Annotated in this window: 16 protein-coding genes; 5 read left to right on the top strand and 11 right to left on the bottom strand. The window is 63.9% G+C overall.

Annotated features, from left to right (window positions below):
• Positions 1-68: 68 nt before the first annotated feature.
• Together MSIL_RS21095 and MSIL_RS21100 are read left to right on the top strand one after the other, a co-directional pair.
• Positions 69-1,355 carry an ATP-binding protein gene (locus tag MSIL_RS21095; protein ID WP_049768196.1) on the top strand — a complete coding sequence of 429 codons (1,287 nt, stop codon included), beginning with the start codon at positions 69-71 and terminating at the stop codon, positions 1,353-1,355.
• Positions 1,292-3,241 carry an ATP-binding protein gene (locus MSIL_RS21100; protein WP_148213123.1) on the top strand — a complete coding sequence of 650 codons (1,950 nt, stop codon included), beginning with the start codon at positions 1,292-1,294 and terminating at the stop codon, positions 3,239-3,241. Before MSIL_RS21095 ends, MSIL_RS21100 begins: the two co-directional genes overlap by 64 nt.
• On the opposite strand, the gene MSIL_RS16190 is transcribed toward MSIL_RS21100, so the two are convergent.
• On the bottom strand, positions 3,150-4,238 hold the full coding sequence (locus MSIL_RS16190; protein ID WP_012592156.1) for a catalase family protein: 1,089 nt from the start codon (positions 4,236-4,238) through the stop codon (positions 3,150-3,152). The genes MSIL_RS21100 and MSIL_RS16190 overlap by 92 nt on opposite strands.
• A 209-nt stretch (positions 4,239-4,447) precedes the next feature.
• Between MSIL_RS16190 and MSIL_RS16195 the strand changes: the two genes are divergently transcribed.
• Together MSIL_RS16195 and MSIL_RS16200 are read left to right on the top strand one after the other, a co-directional pair.
• Positions 4,448-6,190 carry a di-heme-cytochrome C peroxidase gene (locus MSIL_RS16195; RefSeq protein ID WP_012592157.1) on the top strand — a complete coding sequence of 581 codons (1,743 nt, stop codon included), beginning with the start codon at positions 4,448-4,450 and terminating at the stop codon, positions 6,188-6,190.
• 75 nt (positions 6,191-6,265) lie between these two features.
• Entirely contained in the window at positions 6,266-6,547 is a 282-nt protein-coding gene (locus tag MSIL_RS16200; protein ID WP_012592158.1) for a DUF427 domain-containing protein, read from the top strand.
• Between the two features lie 71 nt (positions 6,548-6,618).
• Here MSIL_RS16200 and MSIL_RS16205 read toward each other — a convergent pair whose 3' ends face one another.
• The 10 genes from MSIL_RS16205 to mdcA form a co-directional block, all read right to left on the bottom strand.
• On the bottom strand, positions 6,619-7,032 hold the full coding sequence (locus MSIL_RS16205) for a thioredoxin family protein (protein WP_041369351.1): 414 nt from the start codon (positions 7,030-7,032) through the stop codon (positions 6,619-6,621).
• Positions 7,033-7,074: 42 nt separating this feature from the next.
• Entirely contained in the window at positions 7,075-7,677 is a 603-nt protein-coding gene (locus MSIL_RS16210) for a rhodanese-like domain-containing protein (RefSeq protein WP_012592160.1), read from the bottom strand.
• Positions 7,652-8,482, bottom strand: a complete 831-nt coding sequence (locus tag MSIL_RS16215; protein ID WP_012592161.1) for a quinoprotein dehydrogenase-associated SoxYZ-like carrier — start codon at positions 8,480-8,482, stop codon at positions 7,652-7,654. The genes MSIL_RS16210 and MSIL_RS16215 overlap by 26 nt, the downstream gene beginning before the upstream one ends.
• A gap of 140 nt (positions 8,483-8,622) precedes the next feature.
• A complete protein-coding gene (locus MSIL_RS16220) occupies positions 8,623-9,561 on the bottom strand; it encodes an ACP S-malonyltransferase (RefSeq protein ID WP_012592162.1) in 939 nt (312 codons plus the stop codon).
• Positions 9,558-10,487, bottom strand: coding sequence for a triphosphoribosyl-dephospho-CoA synthase MdcB (gene mdcB, locus MSIL_RS16225; RefSeq protein ID WP_012592163.1), 930 nt, complete (start codon positions 10,485-10,487; stop codon positions 9,558-9,560). The genes MSIL_RS16220 and mdcB overlap by 4 nt, the downstream gene beginning before the upstream one ends.
• A complete protein-coding gene (gene mdcG, locus MSIL_RS16230) occupies positions 10,484-11,221 on the bottom strand; it encodes a malonate decarboxylase holo-[acyl-carrier-protein] synthase (RefSeq protein WP_012592164.1) in 738 nt (245 codons plus the stop codon). Before mdcG ends, mdcB begins: the two co-directional genes overlap by 4 nt.
• Positions 11,214-11,951, bottom strand: coding sequence for a biotin-independent malonate decarboxylase subunit gamma (locus MSIL_RS16235; RefSeq protein ID WP_012592165.1), 738 nt, complete (start codon positions 11,949-11,951; stop codon positions 11,214-11,216). The genes mdcG and MSIL_RS16235 overlap by 8 nt, the downstream gene beginning before the upstream one ends.
• Positions 11,938-12,867 carry a biotin-independent malonate decarboxylase subunit beta gene (locus MSIL_RS16240; protein ID WP_012592166.1) on the bottom strand — a complete coding sequence of 310 codons (930 nt, stop codon included), beginning with the start codon at positions 12,865-12,867 and terminating at the stop codon, positions 11,938-11,940. The genes MSIL_RS16235 and MSIL_RS16240 overlap by 14 nt, the downstream gene beginning before the upstream one ends.
• Positions 12,864-13,181: a malonate decarboxylase acyl carrier protein gene (gene mdcC / locus MSIL_RS16245; RefSeq protein ID WP_012592167.1), complete on the bottom strand. Its 318-nt coding sequence runs from the start codon at positions 13,179-13,181 to the stop codon at positions 12,864-12,866. The genes MSIL_RS16240 and mdcC overlap by 4 nt, the downstream gene beginning before the upstream one ends.
• Positions 13,182-13,192: 11 nt before the next feature.
• A complete protein-coding gene (mdcA, locus tag MSIL_RS16250) occupies positions 13,193-14,839 on the bottom strand; it encodes a malonate decarboxylase subunit alpha (protein ID WP_012592168.1) in 1,647 nt (548 codons plus the stop codon).
• Positions 14,840-15,370: 531 nt separating this feature from the next.
• Here mdcA and madL point away from each other — a divergent pair.
• Positions 15,371-15,820, top strand: a complete 450-nt coding sequence (gene madL, locus MSIL_RS16260; protein WP_012592170.1) for a malonate transporter subunit MadL — start codon at positions 15,371-15,373, stop codon at positions 15,818-15,820.

Below are 15,820 nucleotides of genomic sequence, written 5' to 3' on the forward strand. Positions count from 1 at the left end.
TAACTGCGCGGCCGCCATGCGTCCTTAGGACGTCCTTACCTTATTCTTAACTTGCAGGCGGGACGTAGGTGCGGATCGAAAGGCGTCAGAAAGGGGAGAAGGTGCCGCGGCTGTCCTTCGATGGGTTTGTTCTCGACGCCGCGAACGCTTTGCTCTGGCGCGGACAGGAACGCGTCGCGCTGGCTCCGAAGCCTTTCGGCGTGCTGTGCTATCTGGTTGAACGCGCTGGCGAACTTGTCACCAAGGACGAGCTTCTCGACACCGTCTGGAACAATCTTCACGTCACCGAATCGAGTTTGAGCGTGTCCATCAACGCCTTGCGCCTGGCGCTCGGCGACGATAGCAAGGCGCCGCGTTTTGTCGAGACGGTGACGCGGCGCGGCTATCGCTTTATCGCGCCGGTCTCCGTCGAGACCTCGGTCGAGCCGCAGGAGGCGCCGCGCGCAAGAGCTCCGGCGCCGATCCGGCCGCCGCGTCCGCATTGGTGGGTTGGCCGCGAAAGCGCGCTCGCAAGCATGGAGCAATGGTTCGAGCAAGCGGTGTGGGGGCGCCGCCAGACCGTTTTCATTACCGGCGAGGCCGGCATCGGCAAGACCACCTTTGCGGAAATGCTGGTCGACCGACTCGCCAATCGGGAGGTTGGAGTTCTAATCGGCCGCTGCATCGAGCATTTCGGCACGGATGAAGCCTTTCTTCCGCTAAATGAGGCGTTGTCCGACGGCTGCGCCGGCCCGGACGGCGATTTTCTGCTGCAAACGCTGCGGGATTATGCGCCGACCTGGCTCGCCCAATTGCCGGGGCAGATCGAAGGCCGCGATCCCGCCGCCCTGAAAAGCGAGACCTTCGGCGCCTCGCGCGAGCGAATGCTGCGCGAATTCTGTGAGCTGATGGAAGAGCTTAGCAAGGATCGCCCCTGGCTCATCGTGCTTGAGGATCTGCACTGGAGCGACTACGCGACGCTGGACGTGCTGTCTCGCTTCGCCCAGCGCGGCCAGGACGCGGCGGTCATGGTCGTCGCGACCTATCGGCCGATCGACGTCGCTGTCGGCGGTCATCCGATGCGCGCCGTCCATCAGGAATTGCAGATTCACGGCCGCTGCTCGGAAATCGCCCTTAACAAATTGTCTCACCCCGAAGTCGAGCGCTATCTCGCCCTGCGGCTCGGCGACGCCGAACTCGCGCGCTCGCTGGCGCCGATGGTGCTACGGCGCACCGGCGGCCATCCTTTGTTTGTCGTGTCGCTCGTCGATTATTTCATCGATCAGGGCGAGCTCATCGCGGCGCCAGAGGGTTGGCGGCTCGCCCCGGCAAGACCGTCTCGCAGGAGGGCATGCCGCGCGACCTGCATGAAATGATCGCGCGGCAGATCGACCGCCTGCCCGCCAACGAGCAGCGTCTGCTGGAAGCTGCGAGCGCGATCGGCGCGGAATTTTCCGCCGCCGCGGTCGCCGGCGGCATGGGCAAGGAGCCTGAGGAGGTCGAACTCGCCTTCGAAGAGCTTGCGCGGAAGGGCCAGGCGCTGAGCGCGGACGGGATCTCCGAATGGCCCGATGGGACGGTCGCCGGGCGCTACGCCTTTTTGCACGCCCTCTACCAGGAAGTTCTTTACGACCGGCTTTCGCCGGCCCGCCGCGTCATGCTGCACCGGCAATTGGGGGCGACGCTCGAACGCGGATATGGCGCGCGGACCTCGGAAATCGCTCCCGTGCTTGCTCTGCATTTCGAAGAAGGCCGCGATTTCGCGCGCACGGTGCGCTATCTCGCCGAAGCCGCCGACGGCTCGACCCGGCGCTTCAGCAACCAGGAGGCGGCGACCTATTTGACGCGCGCGCTGAGTCTCGTCGAGCGCCTGCCCGCCGGCGAGGATCGCCTGTCGGCCCGCCTCGATCTTCTTAACAAGCGCGGCTGGGCGCGCCGTTCGGCCGGAGATCTGCCGGGCTCGCTCGCCGATATTTCAGTCATGGTCGTCTGCGCTGCCGAGGCGGGTCAGCCCGCTGTCGAAGTCGCCGGACTGATGGATCTCAGCCGTTTCTGCCTCTATGTCGAGCGCAGCCGCTGCCTCGATCTGGCGCGGCAGGCTGTCGTCAAGAGCGAGGCGCTGGACGACGAAGTCATGAAAGCCCTTATCCGCGGCAACAGCTCCAATCTCAGTCTTCTGCTGGAGGGCTGGAGCGCCGAGCAGGCGGAGATCTGCTATGAGGCAATGCGGATCACCGCAAGCTCCAAGGATCCGCGCATCGTCCTGCGGCGATGCTCAATCGATATGGTGTTGCAGTATCTCACCTCGAACTATCGGGCTTGCTGCGCCGGAACCGCGGTCGCTCAGGCGATGGCCCAGGCGATCGGCGACGTCTATCTCTTCGCCATTTATAATATGCTGGAGGCCTTCGCCTATCTTCACCTTGGCGAATGGCGTCAATTGCTGCAGAGCGCCAGCGCGGCGTTGGCGATGAGCCAGAGGAACGCCAATAAACAGGCGGCGGCGCTGGGCGAATTTTCGATCGCATGGCTGCACGCGGAGGCGCTCGACTTCGCCGGGGCAAAACGGCGCGCCGAGGCGGTCATCGACGCCGATATCGAAAAGAATCCCTTCAACTTTTTTTTGGGGCGGAATCTGCTGCTCAAGGCCGCGGTTGGCCTTCGCGACTATGACGAGGCGAAGGCCCAGCTCGAAGCGATCCAACGCAAGATCGACGTCGAGGGCGTCTCGATGGACACCTCGTTTTATCCGCATCATTATTTCTGCGTCTGCCGCTACTGGCTGGAAATCGGCGATCTGCCGCGCGCGCGGGAGGAGGCGCTAGGGCTCAACGCTTACGCCTCGCCGCAGCGGGAGCAGACTTACCTCGCGCTGTCTCACAGTATTCTTGGTGAAATCGCCGCGCTCGAAAACGCGCCGGAGGAGGCCGCGGCGCATTTCGCCAAGGGCGTCGAGATCGTCGAAGCCGGGGAGGCGCCGCTCGCCGCCTGGCGGCTCTATCTGGCGTTCGCTGGCTTTCATCAGACGACCGGCGACGCCGGCGCGGCGGCGGCGCTGAAAGCGAAGGGCGAGGCCATCGTCAATCGCCTTGCCGGCATGTTCGACGAGCGCCATCCGCTGCGCGCCAGCCTGCTTGAAAATTACGAGGCGGAAGCGCGGCGCGCGCCGCTCAATCCGGAAGTTCCGCCAAATCTGCCGGCTCGACGCGCGGACGCGCATTCTTCTCGTGGCGGAAACGGCTCGAGTCCTCATAAACCTTGAGGCGAAGCCGCATAATGGCGCCGAGCGGCCGGTGCGCAGCAAGTCCGCGCCACGGCGTGAAGGAGAGCAAATCATCCGCGTAGACTTGCCGATCGGCGCTATAGGCGTCCTGCGGTCCAAGCGTGATCTTTGCGACCCCCTGCGGCGGCGAAAGCGCGTCGGACCATTCGACCGAAGCGTCCTCCACCGGCATTTGCGCAAGGTCGACGCAAAGCTGCGCTTGCAGCTCATATTCGGCGGTCTTGGTCTTGAAGAACTCGACAACAAGATCGCGAAGGTTCGAGTCGGTGCTATCGGCGCGCACGCCGGTCAGCGCGCGAACAGACTCGGACAAAGGAGCGGCTCTTAGCTTGGCGATATAGTCGCCGAAACGGAGCGCCGCCATGGAGTGGAAGGTTTCACCCAGAATGTGGTTCGGCGGCGCCGCCATCGCCTTCAATAGAGTTGGCGGCGGCCCGGCGACGGACGTCCATGCGGATTTCAGGAGGCGCCCAATCTCATTGGACACTCTCAAAAACTCATCTGGCGAATTGTCCGCTTTTTCGATCAAGCCTTGCACGCTGCGATATTGCGCCGGAGTGCCGAAATAGGTGGTGCTGTTGACGAGCAGAATGTCCTGATTGCGCGACGCGTCCGCGGCATCGAGCTTTGGTCCTTCGACTCCCAAAACCTTGATCGCCATGCCGCAATTGGACGGCGCGCGATCGCTGTGAATTTTGCCGGGGGCAGTCGAAAAGCGCACGATGATCGGATAGGTCTTCGGCTCTGCGAACAGGCCCTGCCGCAGATGCTGCGGCAGATTATCATAGACTTTCAGCTCGCCCTTCAGCACGCCATGACTCTTGGCGTGCGCCTGCCGCACCGCATGGCGATAGCTCTCGAAGGTCGCTTGGCCGGCGGCCGCCGCCTTCTCGAGGATCTGCCCGATCACGGCGTCTTCGTCACCAGCGACGACCTCAACGCCGTCACTGTAAGGAACATAGGGAGGGTTCGGCATGGGCTTGCCAGTTGAAAAAAAGAGATCGACAATAGCTAGGTCATAGCAACTCAAAAGCGTCAAAACGCCTGCATGTATTTCACCACCGAATCCATTTTGAATCAACCAGCGCTGTCGCTGGCCCGTCTTCCGGGAAATCTGCCACCTGAGCGAGCGGGGCGATCAAACGGAGGCGGCCGATCGGGCGCGCACATTTTCAAGGTATCGCCATGAGCCTGTCAGCGCGCATTTTAGCGCCCGTTCACATCCTTCGCTTCGTTGCGGCGATTTCCGCCTGTCTTGCCGGCCCCTACGCGGCTCAGGCGAAGGATCGTCCCCTAGTCTGGATCGACCAGGGCAAGGATTGGGAGCAGGTCAGAACCGCTTTCTACAGCCAAGATCAGGGCTCACGGATGATCCCGCTCGCCTGGATCAAGGCGTTGAAGCGCGCCGACGGCGGCTCGTTTCTGGAAGGTGGCCTGGCGCGCTATGGCTATCTGCCAAATCCTGAAAATGCCGATGGTTTGCCGGTTGGATTCCACACCGCCGAGTTCGATCACGTAAATTATGTAGGGATGACTTGCGCCGCGTGCCACACGCGGCAGATTTCCGTCGGGGAGAAGGATTACCGGATCGACGGCGGACCAGCGATCGTCGATTTTCAGAGTTTTCTGATGGACGTTGATGCGGCGGTGGGCGCTGTACTTGCAAACGAGCCGGCCTTCGCCGAATTTGCCGCCGCGGCGCTCGGCCCCGGCGCGCGCGCCGAGGCGATCGCCGCCTTGCGCGCGCAAGTCACCGATTGGTATTACTCCTATCATACATTGATGTCGATCGCGCTGAAGGACGTGAACTGGGGCTATGGCCGTCTCGACGCCGTCTCGATGATTTTCAACCGCCTGACCGGGCTCGATCTCGGGGCCTCGCCACACTATGTGATCAAAGACAACATCAAAAAGGCCGACGCGCCGGTGCGCTATCCCTTCCTGTGGAACGCGGCGAAACAGGACAAGACGCAATGGCCGGGATTTTCCGACAATGGCAGCGATCTTCTTGGCCTGCCGCGCAATCTGGGCGAAGTCTTTGGCGTTTTCGCCATCTTTCACCCGCAGCCGAATGCGCCGCGATTCCTGAAATATGATTATGTCGCGAATAATTCCACGAATTTTGACGGTCTGACCGAACTTGAAACCTATATGAAGACGATCGGGCCGCCGCGCTGGCCTTGGAAAGTCGACCAAGCTCTGGTCAGCCAAGGCGCGGCCCTGTTCGAGGCCACATGCGCGAAGTGCCACGGTAAACGCGACGGGCAGGTGCAGTTCCCGAACGAGCCCACCTGGCATACGACGCTGCAAGACGCCGGCACCGATCGGCGCGAATGGGACGTTTTGCGCCGCACGGCCGACCCCGGCGTCCTGACCGGAGCCGAAATTCCGGGGCTCGTAAAGCCGCTCAAGGCGGACGGCTATGCAGTAGACGTTCTCGCCGTTTCGGTGCTTGGCTCGATCGCGCAAAATTACGTCAAATTCCCCGCCAACTCGGTGGCGGGCTTCGGCCAATGGATCGAACTGCTGAAACTCCGACCCTCGCTCGCGGGCCTCGACGGCTTGTTCCAGTCGCTTCAGAATATTCGCAATTTGAGCAAAAATCTGGCCGACGCGTCGCCAGGATATGAGGCGCGCGTGCTACAGGGAATCTGGGCCGCCGCGCCCTATCTGCACAATGGCTCCGTCGCGACGCTGCAAGATCTTCTCGAACGGCCGGAGAAGCGCAAGGCGAGCTTTAAGGTCGGGCCGGCCTATGACATTGAGGCGGTCGGCCTTGCCGGCGAGCAGCCGGCGGGCGCCTCGATATTGCAGACGACGGATTGCAGCGATCTTAACTCCGGCGACAGCCGCTGCGGCCATGTCTTTGGCGTCGATCTAAACGAGAGCGAGAAGAAGGCGCTGCTGGAATATCTCAAGACGCTTTGACCCTGCGGACTCCTTGCGCAGTCGGCTTGCGGTCGCCAATTAATGCGCGAGGCGTCTGTGCCTGGGAGTTTCGAAATGCCGCAAGCGATCTGGAATGGCGTGGCGATCGCCAAGACCGACGACACCGTCATCGTCGAAGGCAATCATTATTTTCCGAAAGAGGATGTCCCGGCGCAGTTTCTGAAACCGAGCGCGACCACCACCATGTGTCCCTGGAAAGGCGTCGCGCATTACTACACGATCGTCGCCGGCGGCGCCGAAAATCCGGACGCCGCCTGGTATTATCCAGATCCAAAACCGGCGGCGGCCGAGATCAAGGACAGGATCGCCTTCTGGAAGGGCGTGAAGATCAGCTGAATCCAGGCGTTCGAGCATTTTCAGCAAAAGTTGCAGACTTTTGCGTTAAGGAAATGCGTTGGGACAACGACTCACAGCGTCTTGTCGAGCAGGGTTTCGATCCATTCGGCCTGTGCTTCCCCGGTCGATCGGCCGACCTCTTGGCGTCCTTTGTAGCCAATGAGGGTGCTTTGCAGGGTTGCATGAAAGCGCCGCATCAGCTCTTTTTGCGTATCGAAATCGATTGTGAAAATCTGCAATTCGCTGAAGCGGGGCAGGGCGCGGAGCCGTTCGAGGATCGGTTTTTGCGCGGCGCAGACGGGACACCAGGGCGCCGTAATCTCAACGAGAATAGGCTTGTCGGTTTTCTGCGCGGCCTCGAAGGCCTCTGCGTCGAAGGGCGTCGGCGGCTCTCCGGCGCGCGCCGTCCCCGGCAGCGCAGCGCCAACATAGAACGCGCCAGCCGTTGCGAGAACGCAAGCGAGCAGGGGCCGCCGGGCGATCATCATATCATTCCTTCGACAACAGCGTGCGCACCGTAAACTGAGTCATTTCGGTTGGTCTGCGGGCGCCGCCAGCGCCCATGCCGGATCGGGCGCGACAGTCACAGGTTCGCGCTCTGCCTGCCATCCCTCCAGCCCTTCGGGATACCAGTAGACATTGCTGTAGCCATATCCGACCAGCCGCTTGGCGGCGTTCCAGCTGCCCCAGCATTCCGGGTGACAAAAGGTGACGATCGGCCGCTCGATGTCGCCCCCCGTCAAGGATGTGACGCGGCTGCGAAACGATTCGGAAAATTGTGGATTGGGCGTGCCGCTGCCGCCGCCCGGCATCCACACCGCTCCCGGAATGGATCGATGCGCCGGCATCCAGGGCGTCGCCGGCGAAATCGAGGCAGGCTTTTTGTCGGCGGGGCCGACATCCAGCAGCACCGGGTTTTTCTCCTCGATCAGCCTCACAAGGGCGGCGGTATCGAGAACGCGCGCGCCCTTGACGCTGTTTGGCGTATAGCCGCGCATAACGCCCTGCCACAGACCGTCAGGCTCTGGCACATGACCGGGGCTGCCCGCGGCGCCGATCAGCAACAGTCCGAGCGCGATCGCCGCAACGCTACGCGCCGCTGTTTCAGTTGCTGAGATGGGACGCGGCAAAACTCTTTTCCCAATGATCTTTTTCACTGTCGGTTACGGCGACCTTGATCTCTCCCCGCGGCTTCAGGCCGAAGCCGATCACCGGGTTGCTCGCAAGCGAAATATCTGTTTCGAGATCGAAGACCTTGTTGTCTCCGCTCGTGACGCTGATGGTCTGGATATAGCGCGCCGGCGTATAGTCTCGCGTCACCTGATTCATCTGCATGCCGTTGAAATTGGGGTGGCGCACCATCAACGTCGCCCGCGCCGGCTTGTCGGAGGACTCATCGGCAAGCTTCAGCCTGATCTCGCCCATTCCCTTCATCGCCTCTTCATCCGACATGCCCATCGGCGCGGAGCAGCCGCCCGCTGCTTTGACGAATTGCACGGTCTCGTAAAGCGTCCCGTCCGCCGCCTCGGCGATGGCGTGCACATTGGTGTAGGAGTTGATGCGCACCCTGAGATTGATCTGATGCGGATCGGCGGCAGGGCCGAACGTAAAATGCGCGGCGACCGGCGACGGATTGTCGTCGATGATGAGATACATGCCCTTCATGGGAATCTTGTCGGAGAGCGTCACCGTCATCGGCACCAGCGAGGCGTCGAGCGCGCGCTGCGGCGCGTCGAGGGAAATGATCGCTTCGCCATTCTGCCGGGCGCGATCCTGGAACATCGTCTTGGCGATATCCTGCCAGCGCGCCTCGCGCTGGGCCGGATCGTCGCCGGCCGCCGCGCGGGCTGATGGAGCGACGAATGGGGCCGCGGTCAGAGCCGCGAAAACGACGCCAAGCGAAAGCGCAGCCTTGAGCGCGAAAGATGTCCGCATCGTCTTTTCCTCCACGGCAATTTTTTCGCGGGCCGGATTCTTACGATCTGCCAGCGCCGACGTTCCGAAATCAACCTATCAGATGTGGCGCGGCGCGCCAAAAGGCAAGCCGCAGTTGTCCGGGCCAGCGGCGAGGCGCTTCAGGAGGCAGCCTTTGCGAGCCACTCCTTCGCTCCCGCGAGCGTGCGGAAATCGTCGAGGCTGCGCGCCGGCGCGCCAAACGCGTCTCCCGCCATGGCGGCCAGCGCCCGGCCAGGCCCAAATTCGATAAAGTTCGTGGCGCCGGCCTCGACGCAGGCCTCAAGGCATCCAGCCCAGTCGATCGTTTGCGAGATCTGCGCCGCAAGCTTTTCGAGCGCGACCGGGACGCTCAGCACGGGCGCGGCGTCGATGCTGCTGAAGAGGCGCAGAGCGGCGGACGGCCGGTTCGCGGGCGTCGCGGCGAGCGCCTCGGCAAAACGGGCGCTCGCCGGTTTGAGCCGCGGCGTGTGCGAGGCGACATTGACCTTGATCGGGCCAGCCTTCGCCGCGCCAAGATTTAAGGCCTCGGCGCAGAGCGCGCGAAGTCCCTCCTTCGTACCGCCGAGCACGAACAGCGCGTCCGGATTGACGATGGCGACGCTGGCGTCGAAGCGAAGGCAAAGCGTATCGACGACCGCGCGCGGCAGGCCGCGGACAAAAGCAAGCCCATCGTCGGGCCCGCTCGCCTCATCCATGAACAGCGCGCGGCAGCGGGCGAGATCGATTGTCGTCGTTTCGGGAAAGACGCCAGCGCAGCCCGCAGCGGCAAGCTCGCCGATGCTGTAGCCGGCCAGCATCTGACGCGCGCCTGCGACGACAAGCGCATCCTTCAGCGCCGCGAAGGCTGCCAGCGCCTGCGTTACGCAGAGAATCTGTCCGGCTGCATTAGCGTGCAATTCGGCCTCGTCGGCCTCTTTGACAAAGCGGCGCGGATCGCGCCCGCCCAGCGCTTGCGTCGCGGCGGCAAAAATATCCGCCGCCTCCGGCGCGTCGCCGGTCAGCGCAAACATATCGGGGTGCTGCGTTCCTTGGCCCGAGCAGAGGATGGCGAGCGTCATAGAAGACTTTCCAGCCGGCTGAAATCATGCGGCCGACAGGAAATCGGTTCTGCTTCAAAAGCTGGATCGCCGTGCTCAAGCGCGTGAACGAACAGGCTGAAAGCAAGAAGGTCGGCCGAACCGCCGGGGCTGAGCCGTCTTGCCACGAAAGCCGCATGGATGCGCGCCGCTTCATCGCGCCAATCCGCGGCGCCGACGCCGCCGCTCTGGAGAAAGCCGCGCGCCTCGCTTTGCGCAAAGACGAGCCCCGCGGCGGCGCCTCGGTGCAGCAGATTGGTGTCTGTCACGCGGGCGATAAGCGCGAAAATTGCTTGCACCCGGGCGGCTTCGAAATCGCCGCCCGATCGTTTCAAGCCGTCGATCAACGCCGGCGCGCCGGTCTGATAGACGGTTGGAAAGCCGGCCGCCGCCTCGCCCCGCGCGCCGCTCGCGCCGAAGTTGCGGCGCGCCTCGGCGCCATGGCTGCGCAGCGGGACGGGGCCCTCGGCGATCGCGCGTCCGTAGCGGCGGCGCACGGTGAGGCCGAGCGATTCCTCCCGAGCGGCGCCCGCGGCGGCGCAAAGCAGGCCGAGGCCAAAAATCGCGCCGCGATGCGTGTTGACGCCTGAGGTCGCCTTGAGCATGACGGCTTCGGCCGCGACGCCAATGGCGCGCAAACGATCCATGCCGGCGCCGGCGGCGCCCGCTTCGGCGAGGCTGACGAAAAACGGCTCCAGAGCGCGCGCGCTGCGATGGAGCAAAGCGGCGTCCATGTCGCCATGGCTGCCATTGTCGATGTGGCTGACGAGGCCCGGTTTCGGATAGGTCTCGACCTCGAGTTGCAGGCACGAGACGGCGAGCGCGCCGAGTTCTCGCGGCGAGGGGTTTGGATGAAGGGGCGGAGCGAGCTCAGCCGCATCCGTGCGAACAGCCAGCGCCTCGCTCATGAGGCGCACTGCGTCAAGAGGGCGGCCTGATCCGGATAGAGGAACGGCTCGCGTCGCTGCAGCGCTAGGCCGTCGTCCGCCTTGACCAGAACCTCCGCGGCGCCGCCCGAAAGCTCGCGCCAATTGACGGCGTGACCGGTCTCGGGTCGCAAAAATTCGCCGTCGAGCCGCACCGGCGCTTGCCGGTCGATCTGCCCGAGACCGTCGAGAAGCGCGTCGACGTCCGTCTGCGGCCGCAGGATGAAAAGGAGGTCGAGATCGGAGGCCGGGCCAAGATAGGCGAGGCCGGTCAGCTTCGACCAGGCGAGCGAGCCGAAGGTTCTGGCCTCGACGCCGAGGCGGGCGGAAAGCTGCAATATCGCGGCGACAGCCCCGCGCCAGGTTTCGGGCGCAAAGTCCACGCAGTCAGCAAGGCGCGGCGGCGGCTCGATGCGGCGAATCGCCGAGGGCGCCAGAGCCAGCGCGAGGCGCAGCTTGCCGAAAGCAGGGGGCAGCGGCAGGCCGGCAGGGACGGCGCCTGCCGGATCGCCGGGGCCGCGCCGCCGCGCGATCAGCGGGCGTCCCCGCGCGGCCCACTCCGTAACGATGGGCGGAATCTTGACCGGCGCGCCGGCGGGGCTTTCCGCCTGCGCAAATCCTGCCAGCGCGATGGCGAAACCCTCGGGGCAGACTTGCAGCAGGGCGTGGCGCCGAGGCGCGGACGGCGTTCCCCACGCGAAAACCGGCTCAGGCATCGGCCGCGGCCAGGCGTTCGATCTCGCGCGCGATGTCATAGGCTTTCGGCCGTCCGCCGCGCTCCTTGCCGATGAGGTCGCGGTCGTCGCGGTCGTCGCGGTCCGCGCTTTTGCGCTGCAGAAGTTCGGCCATCTGCGTGGCGAGGGGTTTGGCTGGATCGAAGGTCTCGAGCACCGCGCCGGTTTTCGCCAGATTATCGAGGCCGGGCGCGAAGACAGGCGTCGATTTTGCCTTTTCCCGCAGCAGGTCGATCGACAGTTTCGTGACGCGCGACATGGACGGCAGATCCATCACCTCGGGATGGGCGCCGGGCAGGGCGATGAGCGTGCGCGTCGCCAGCGCCGTAGCGATAAAGGCGCCCGCCGCCGTATGGCCGTAGAGGAGGCCGATGGTGTGGATCCCGCTGATGTCGGCAAGGATCAGGCTTTTGGCGAGATGGGCGAGATATTCGGAGAGGCCGAGCAATTCGTCGCGCCGGCTCATCCGTTGGCTGTCGCTGTCGACAAGAACGATCAGCGGGCCCTTGTGGCCGGAGGCGACGGCGCCGAGCGCCGCGCGCGCGAGTTTTGCCGCGCCCTCGACGCCGAGGGCGGTCCCGTTGGCGACGCCGATGACCAGCGCCTTGCCGCCATCCGGCAGCGGCCCTTCGCCCGAAATCAGCCCGTCAGCGTCGATTGCAATCTGATGGCCCGCCGGAAACAAGGAGACGAGAATTTCATCGAGCGTCATCTGAATTCTCCGCAATCTGTCTCGCGAGCGCGATGAAATCATCCGTCGTCATGTCGGGAATGGCTTTGGGATCATTGGCGCCGAGCGCCGCCCAGATCTCCTTCGCGTCCTTGAAGGCGCCGAAGCGTTGCAATCTCGCCTCGAGGCGATCCTGCTCCTTCTGCATCGCGGCGAGGTCGAAGCGGGGCGCCTTGGCGATGAGGCTCAGGGCGGCGGCGCGAAAGCTTGCGACCGTATCGTCGGCGAATTCCTGCGCGACGCCAATCAGCCTGCGGTGCTTGCCGCCCATGGTGCGCCAGACCAGCGCGCGGTCCCTTGAATCGAATTCCTCGACGCCCTTGTTGGTCTCGATGACTTCGGGGCCGGAGACGCTGATGCGGCCTTCCTCGGAGACGGCGAGGCCGCTGCAACAGCCGGAAATCAAGCCGCCGCCGCCATAGCATCCGGCGCGCCCGCCGATGAGGCCGATCACCCGGCCGCCGTCGGCGCGAAAATCAAGCACGGCGCGCATAATCTCGCCGATCGCGAGTTCGCCGGCGTTCGCCTCCTGCAGCCTGACGCCGCCAGTGTCGAACAGGATCAGCACGGTTTTGATTTTGCCGCCGGACGCTTTCGCGGCGCGTAACAATCCGGTGAGCTTTGCGCTATGCACCTCGCCAAAGGCGCCGCCCATGAAACGGCCTTCCTGCGCGGCGATGAATAGAGGCTCGCCATTGAGCGTTCCGCGTCCGGCGATGAGCCCGTCGTCGAATTGCTTCGGCAGGTCGAAAATATCGAGATGCGGGCTGAACTGACGTTCGGCCGGCCCAATGAATTCGACGAAGGAGCGGGGGTCGAGCAATCCGGCCACGCGGGCGCGGGCGCTCGCCTCATACCAACTGACGTCCGCCGGATGTTCGTTCAGGAGCGCGCTCAAGACTCAACCTCCTCGATGGTTCTGACCCCCTGGGCGAGCCGTAGCGCCACCGTATCCGGCCGCGCGCCGCCGTCATTGATGGAGAGGCGCAGTCCGCCTGGCGAATAGCGCTCGACGAAATCGCGCACCACCGCCGACCACACCTCGCCAAAGCCATGCGCGGCTGTGGCGATATCGATGCGGCAATCGAGCTCCGGCAGCACGCGCTCCACCAACACTTCCAGATTGCCGGAGGCGACGACGCCGACGAGGGCCTCGCGTTTGGCGCCGCCGGCCGCTTTTTGCGCCTTGAGTTCAAAGGAAAGATTTTCCATGGCCGGCCTCCTCACCAGTTGCGGAATTTCGACGGCGGCCTGTAGAGGCCGCCGGACCAGCGCGCGAGATCCTTGATCGAGCGTGCGGCGAGCAGACTGCGGTCGACGTCGAGCACGTTAATGCCGAGGTCTTCGGGGCGCTTGATGATCCCGCGCTCGCGCAGGCGCTGGACCATTTTGGCGTCGCGGCCGCGCCCGACCTCCGTGTAGCCGGCGACGCCGCGCACGGCCTGTTCGCGCTCGTCCTTGTCGCGGCAAAGCAGCAGATTGGCGATCCCTTCCTCTGTGACGATATGGGTCACGTCGTCGGCGTAGATCATCACCGGGGCGAGTTCGAGCCCGAGCTTTTCGGCGAGCGCCAGCGCGTCGAGTTTTTCGACGAAGGTCGGCGCATTGCCTTCGCCAAATGTCTCGCCGATCTGCACGACGAGTTTTCGGCCGCGCCGGAGGGCCGGCAATCCGTCGGGGTCAGCCTCGCGGCCGGCTTTCAGCCAGGGCTCGGCCGGGTGGCGGCGTCCGCGCGCGTCGGAGCCCATGTTGGGCGCCCCGCCGAAGCCGGCGATGCGCGAGGCGGTGACGGTCGACGAGTTGCCGGCAAGGTCGATCTGCAGCGTCGCGCCAATGAACATATCGCAAGCGTAGAGGCCGGCGGTCTGACAGAAGGCGCGGTTCGAGCGCAGCGATCCGTCCGGACCGGTGAAGAAGATATCGGGGCGCGCTTCGATATAGTCGTCCATGCCGACCTCGGAGCCGAAACAGTGGATCTGCTCGACCCAGCCCGATTCGATCGCGGGAATCAGCGTCGGATGCGGGTTCAGCGCGAAACGGGTGCAGATCTTGCCCTTGAGGCCAAGACGCTCGGCGAAGGTCGGCAGCAAGAGCTCGATTGCCGCCGTGTTGAAGCCGATGCCGTGGTTCAGCCGCTTGACGCCATAGGGCTCGTAGATCCCCTTGATCGCCAGCATGGCGGTCAAAATCTGCGTTTCGGTGATAGCGCCGGGATCGCGCGTGAACAGCGGCTCGACATAGAAGGGCTTTTTCGCCTCGACGACGAAATGCACGCGATCGCCGGGGATGTCGACGCGCGGGAGCTTGTCGACCACTTCATTGACCTGCGCGATAACGACGCCGCTCTTGAAGGCTGTCGCTTCGATCACCGTTGGCGTGTCCTCGGTGTTGGGGCCGGTGTAGAGATTGCCGTCGCGGTCCGCGCTGACGGCGGCGACCAGCGCGACATTCGGCGTCAGGTCGATGAAGTAGCGCGCGAACAGTTCGAGATAGGTGTGGACGGCGCCAAGCTCGATCTTTCCGCCAAACAGCATTTTGGCGATGCGGCCGGCCTGCGGGCCGGAATAAGCATAGTCGAGTTTTTTGGCGACGCCCGTCTCGAAGACGTCGAGATGCTCCGGCAGCACGACGCCCGACTGCACCATGTGAAGATCATGGATTTTGGCCGGATCGACGCCGGCCAGCGCGCGGGCAAGGAGATCGGCCTGTTTTTGATTGTCGCCTTCGAGGCAGACGCGGTCGAAGGGCCGGATCACCGCCTCGATCAGGGCGCCTGCGTCGGCGGCGGCGACGATTTTCCCGCGCGCGAAGGCGGACCCCGCCGCGATCCGCTGCGCCAGCGCTTCCCGCTCAGCGTTCCAACGCCTCATGCTTCGCTCCCCCTAAAGCATATTAGCCGCGACATTAACCGCCCTTGGCCGGCGCGGCGACTGCGATTTGCTGGCGCCTGCCATCCGGCCGGGCAGCTTTCGCTTCACCCTTGTGTATACAAAAAAATCTAAGATGCAATATCGCGCATACACATCGCCGACATTAAATTCGACCGGGCGGAAGCGCGGCTTTTGCGGCGAGGCCATCCGTGCCTCTTCCCAGTTTGGCGCCATCAGTGCTCTTTGTTTTGTAAAATGACGTAGACGCAAGGGGATACTGGCAAAGCTGAAGATCTGCCGCCGATACGCTAAAGCGCAACCAACCCGCTCGGCTTTCGTTTTCTCGTACGATTATGGCTCCTCAAGGCGCCGCCGAAAATATTTTTTGTATACACAGTTGCCTTTATGGTTTGATCACGTATACTTTACCTGTCGCCAACAAGAGCGGCGGTTTTGATTGGAGAAACGCGCAATGAGACCCTATCTCCTCGCCGGTGCATCGCGCCCGGTCGTCAGGGAGGGCGCAGGATCATGACGATCTTCGGCGTCGCCCTTCTCTCCCTCTGCACCCTCATCGGGGTGTTTCTTGGCGATCTTCTCGGCGTCGCGCTTGGCGTCAAAGCGAATGTCGGCGGCGTCGGCATCGCCATGATGCTGCTGATCGCCGTACGGATCTGGCTGCAGAAATCCGGCCACCTCTCTCACGGCGTCAAGCTCGGCATCGAGTTCTGGGGCACGATGTATATCCCCATCGTCGTCGCTATGGCGGCGCAGCAGAATGTGGTCAAGGCGCTGAGCGGCGGCCCGCTGGTGCTCGTCACCGCGGTGACGGCGGTGTCCGCCTGTTTCGCGGCGACCGCGCTGCTCGGACGCATCGGCCGCGAGCGGCCTTCCGACGTGCATGACCCAGAAGAGATCCAACGCGGCGGCGACATTATCTCCGGCGACCTCGTTCCCGACGTCCCGGCCAGGAAGGTCTGA

The sequence above is a fragment of the Methylocella silvestris BL2 genome (genome assembly GCF_000021745.1).
In the GTDB taxonomy this organism is placed as follows: domain Bacteria; phylum Pseudomonadota; class Alphaproteobacteria; order Rhizobiales; family Beijerinckiaceae; genus Methylocapsa; species Methylocapsa silvestris.

Coding starts and splice junctions, on each gene's coding strand:
- mdcC (WP_012592167.1), bottom strand. CDS start 13,181: ATGGAAAATCTTTCCTTTGAACTCAAGGCGCAAAAAGCGGCCGGCGGC.
- MSIL_RS16235 (WP_012592165.1), bottom strand. CDS start 11,951: ATGACGCTCGATGAAATTCTCGTCTCCTTGTTTCCGGCGGGCCATCAG.
- MSIL_RS16220 (WP_012592162.1), bottom strand. CDS start 9,561: ATGACGCTCGCCATCCTCTGCTCGGGCCAAGGAACGCAGCACCCCGAT.
- MSIL_RS16195 (WP_012592157.1), top strand. CDS start 4,448: ATGAGCCTGTCAGCGCGCATTTTAGCGCCCGTTCACATCCTTCGCTTC.
- mdcA (WP_012592168.1), bottom strand. CDS start 14,839: ATGAGGCGTTGGAACGCTGAGCGGGAAGCGCTGGCGCAGCGGATCGCG.
- MSIL_RS16200 (WP_012592158.1), top strand. CDS start 6,266: ATGCCGCAAGCGATCTGGAATGGCGTGGCGATCGCCAAGACCGACGAC.
- madL (WP_012592170.1), top strand. CDS start 15,371: ATGACGATCTTCGGCGTCGCCCTTCTCTCCCTCTGCACCCTCATCGGG.
- MSIL_RS16190 (WP_012592156.1), bottom strand. CDS start 4,238: ATGCCGAACCCTCCCTATGTTCCTTACAGTGACGGCGTTGAGGTCGTC.
- mdcG (WP_012592164.1), bottom strand. CDS start 11,221: ATGCCTGAGCCGGTTTTCGCGTGGGGAACGCCGTCCGCGCCTCGGCGC.
- MSIL_RS16215 (WP_012592161.1), bottom strand. CDS start 8,482: ATGCGGACATCTTTCGCGCTCAAGGCTGCGCTTTCGCTTGGCGTCGTT.
- MSIL_RS16205 (WP_041369351.1), bottom strand. CDS start 7,032: ATGATCGCCCGGCGGCCCCTGCTCGCTTGCGTTCTCGCAACGGCTGGC.
- mdcB (WP_012592163.1), bottom strand. CDS start 10,487: ATGAGCGAGGCGCTGGCTGTTCGCACGGATGCGGCTGAGCTCGCTCCG.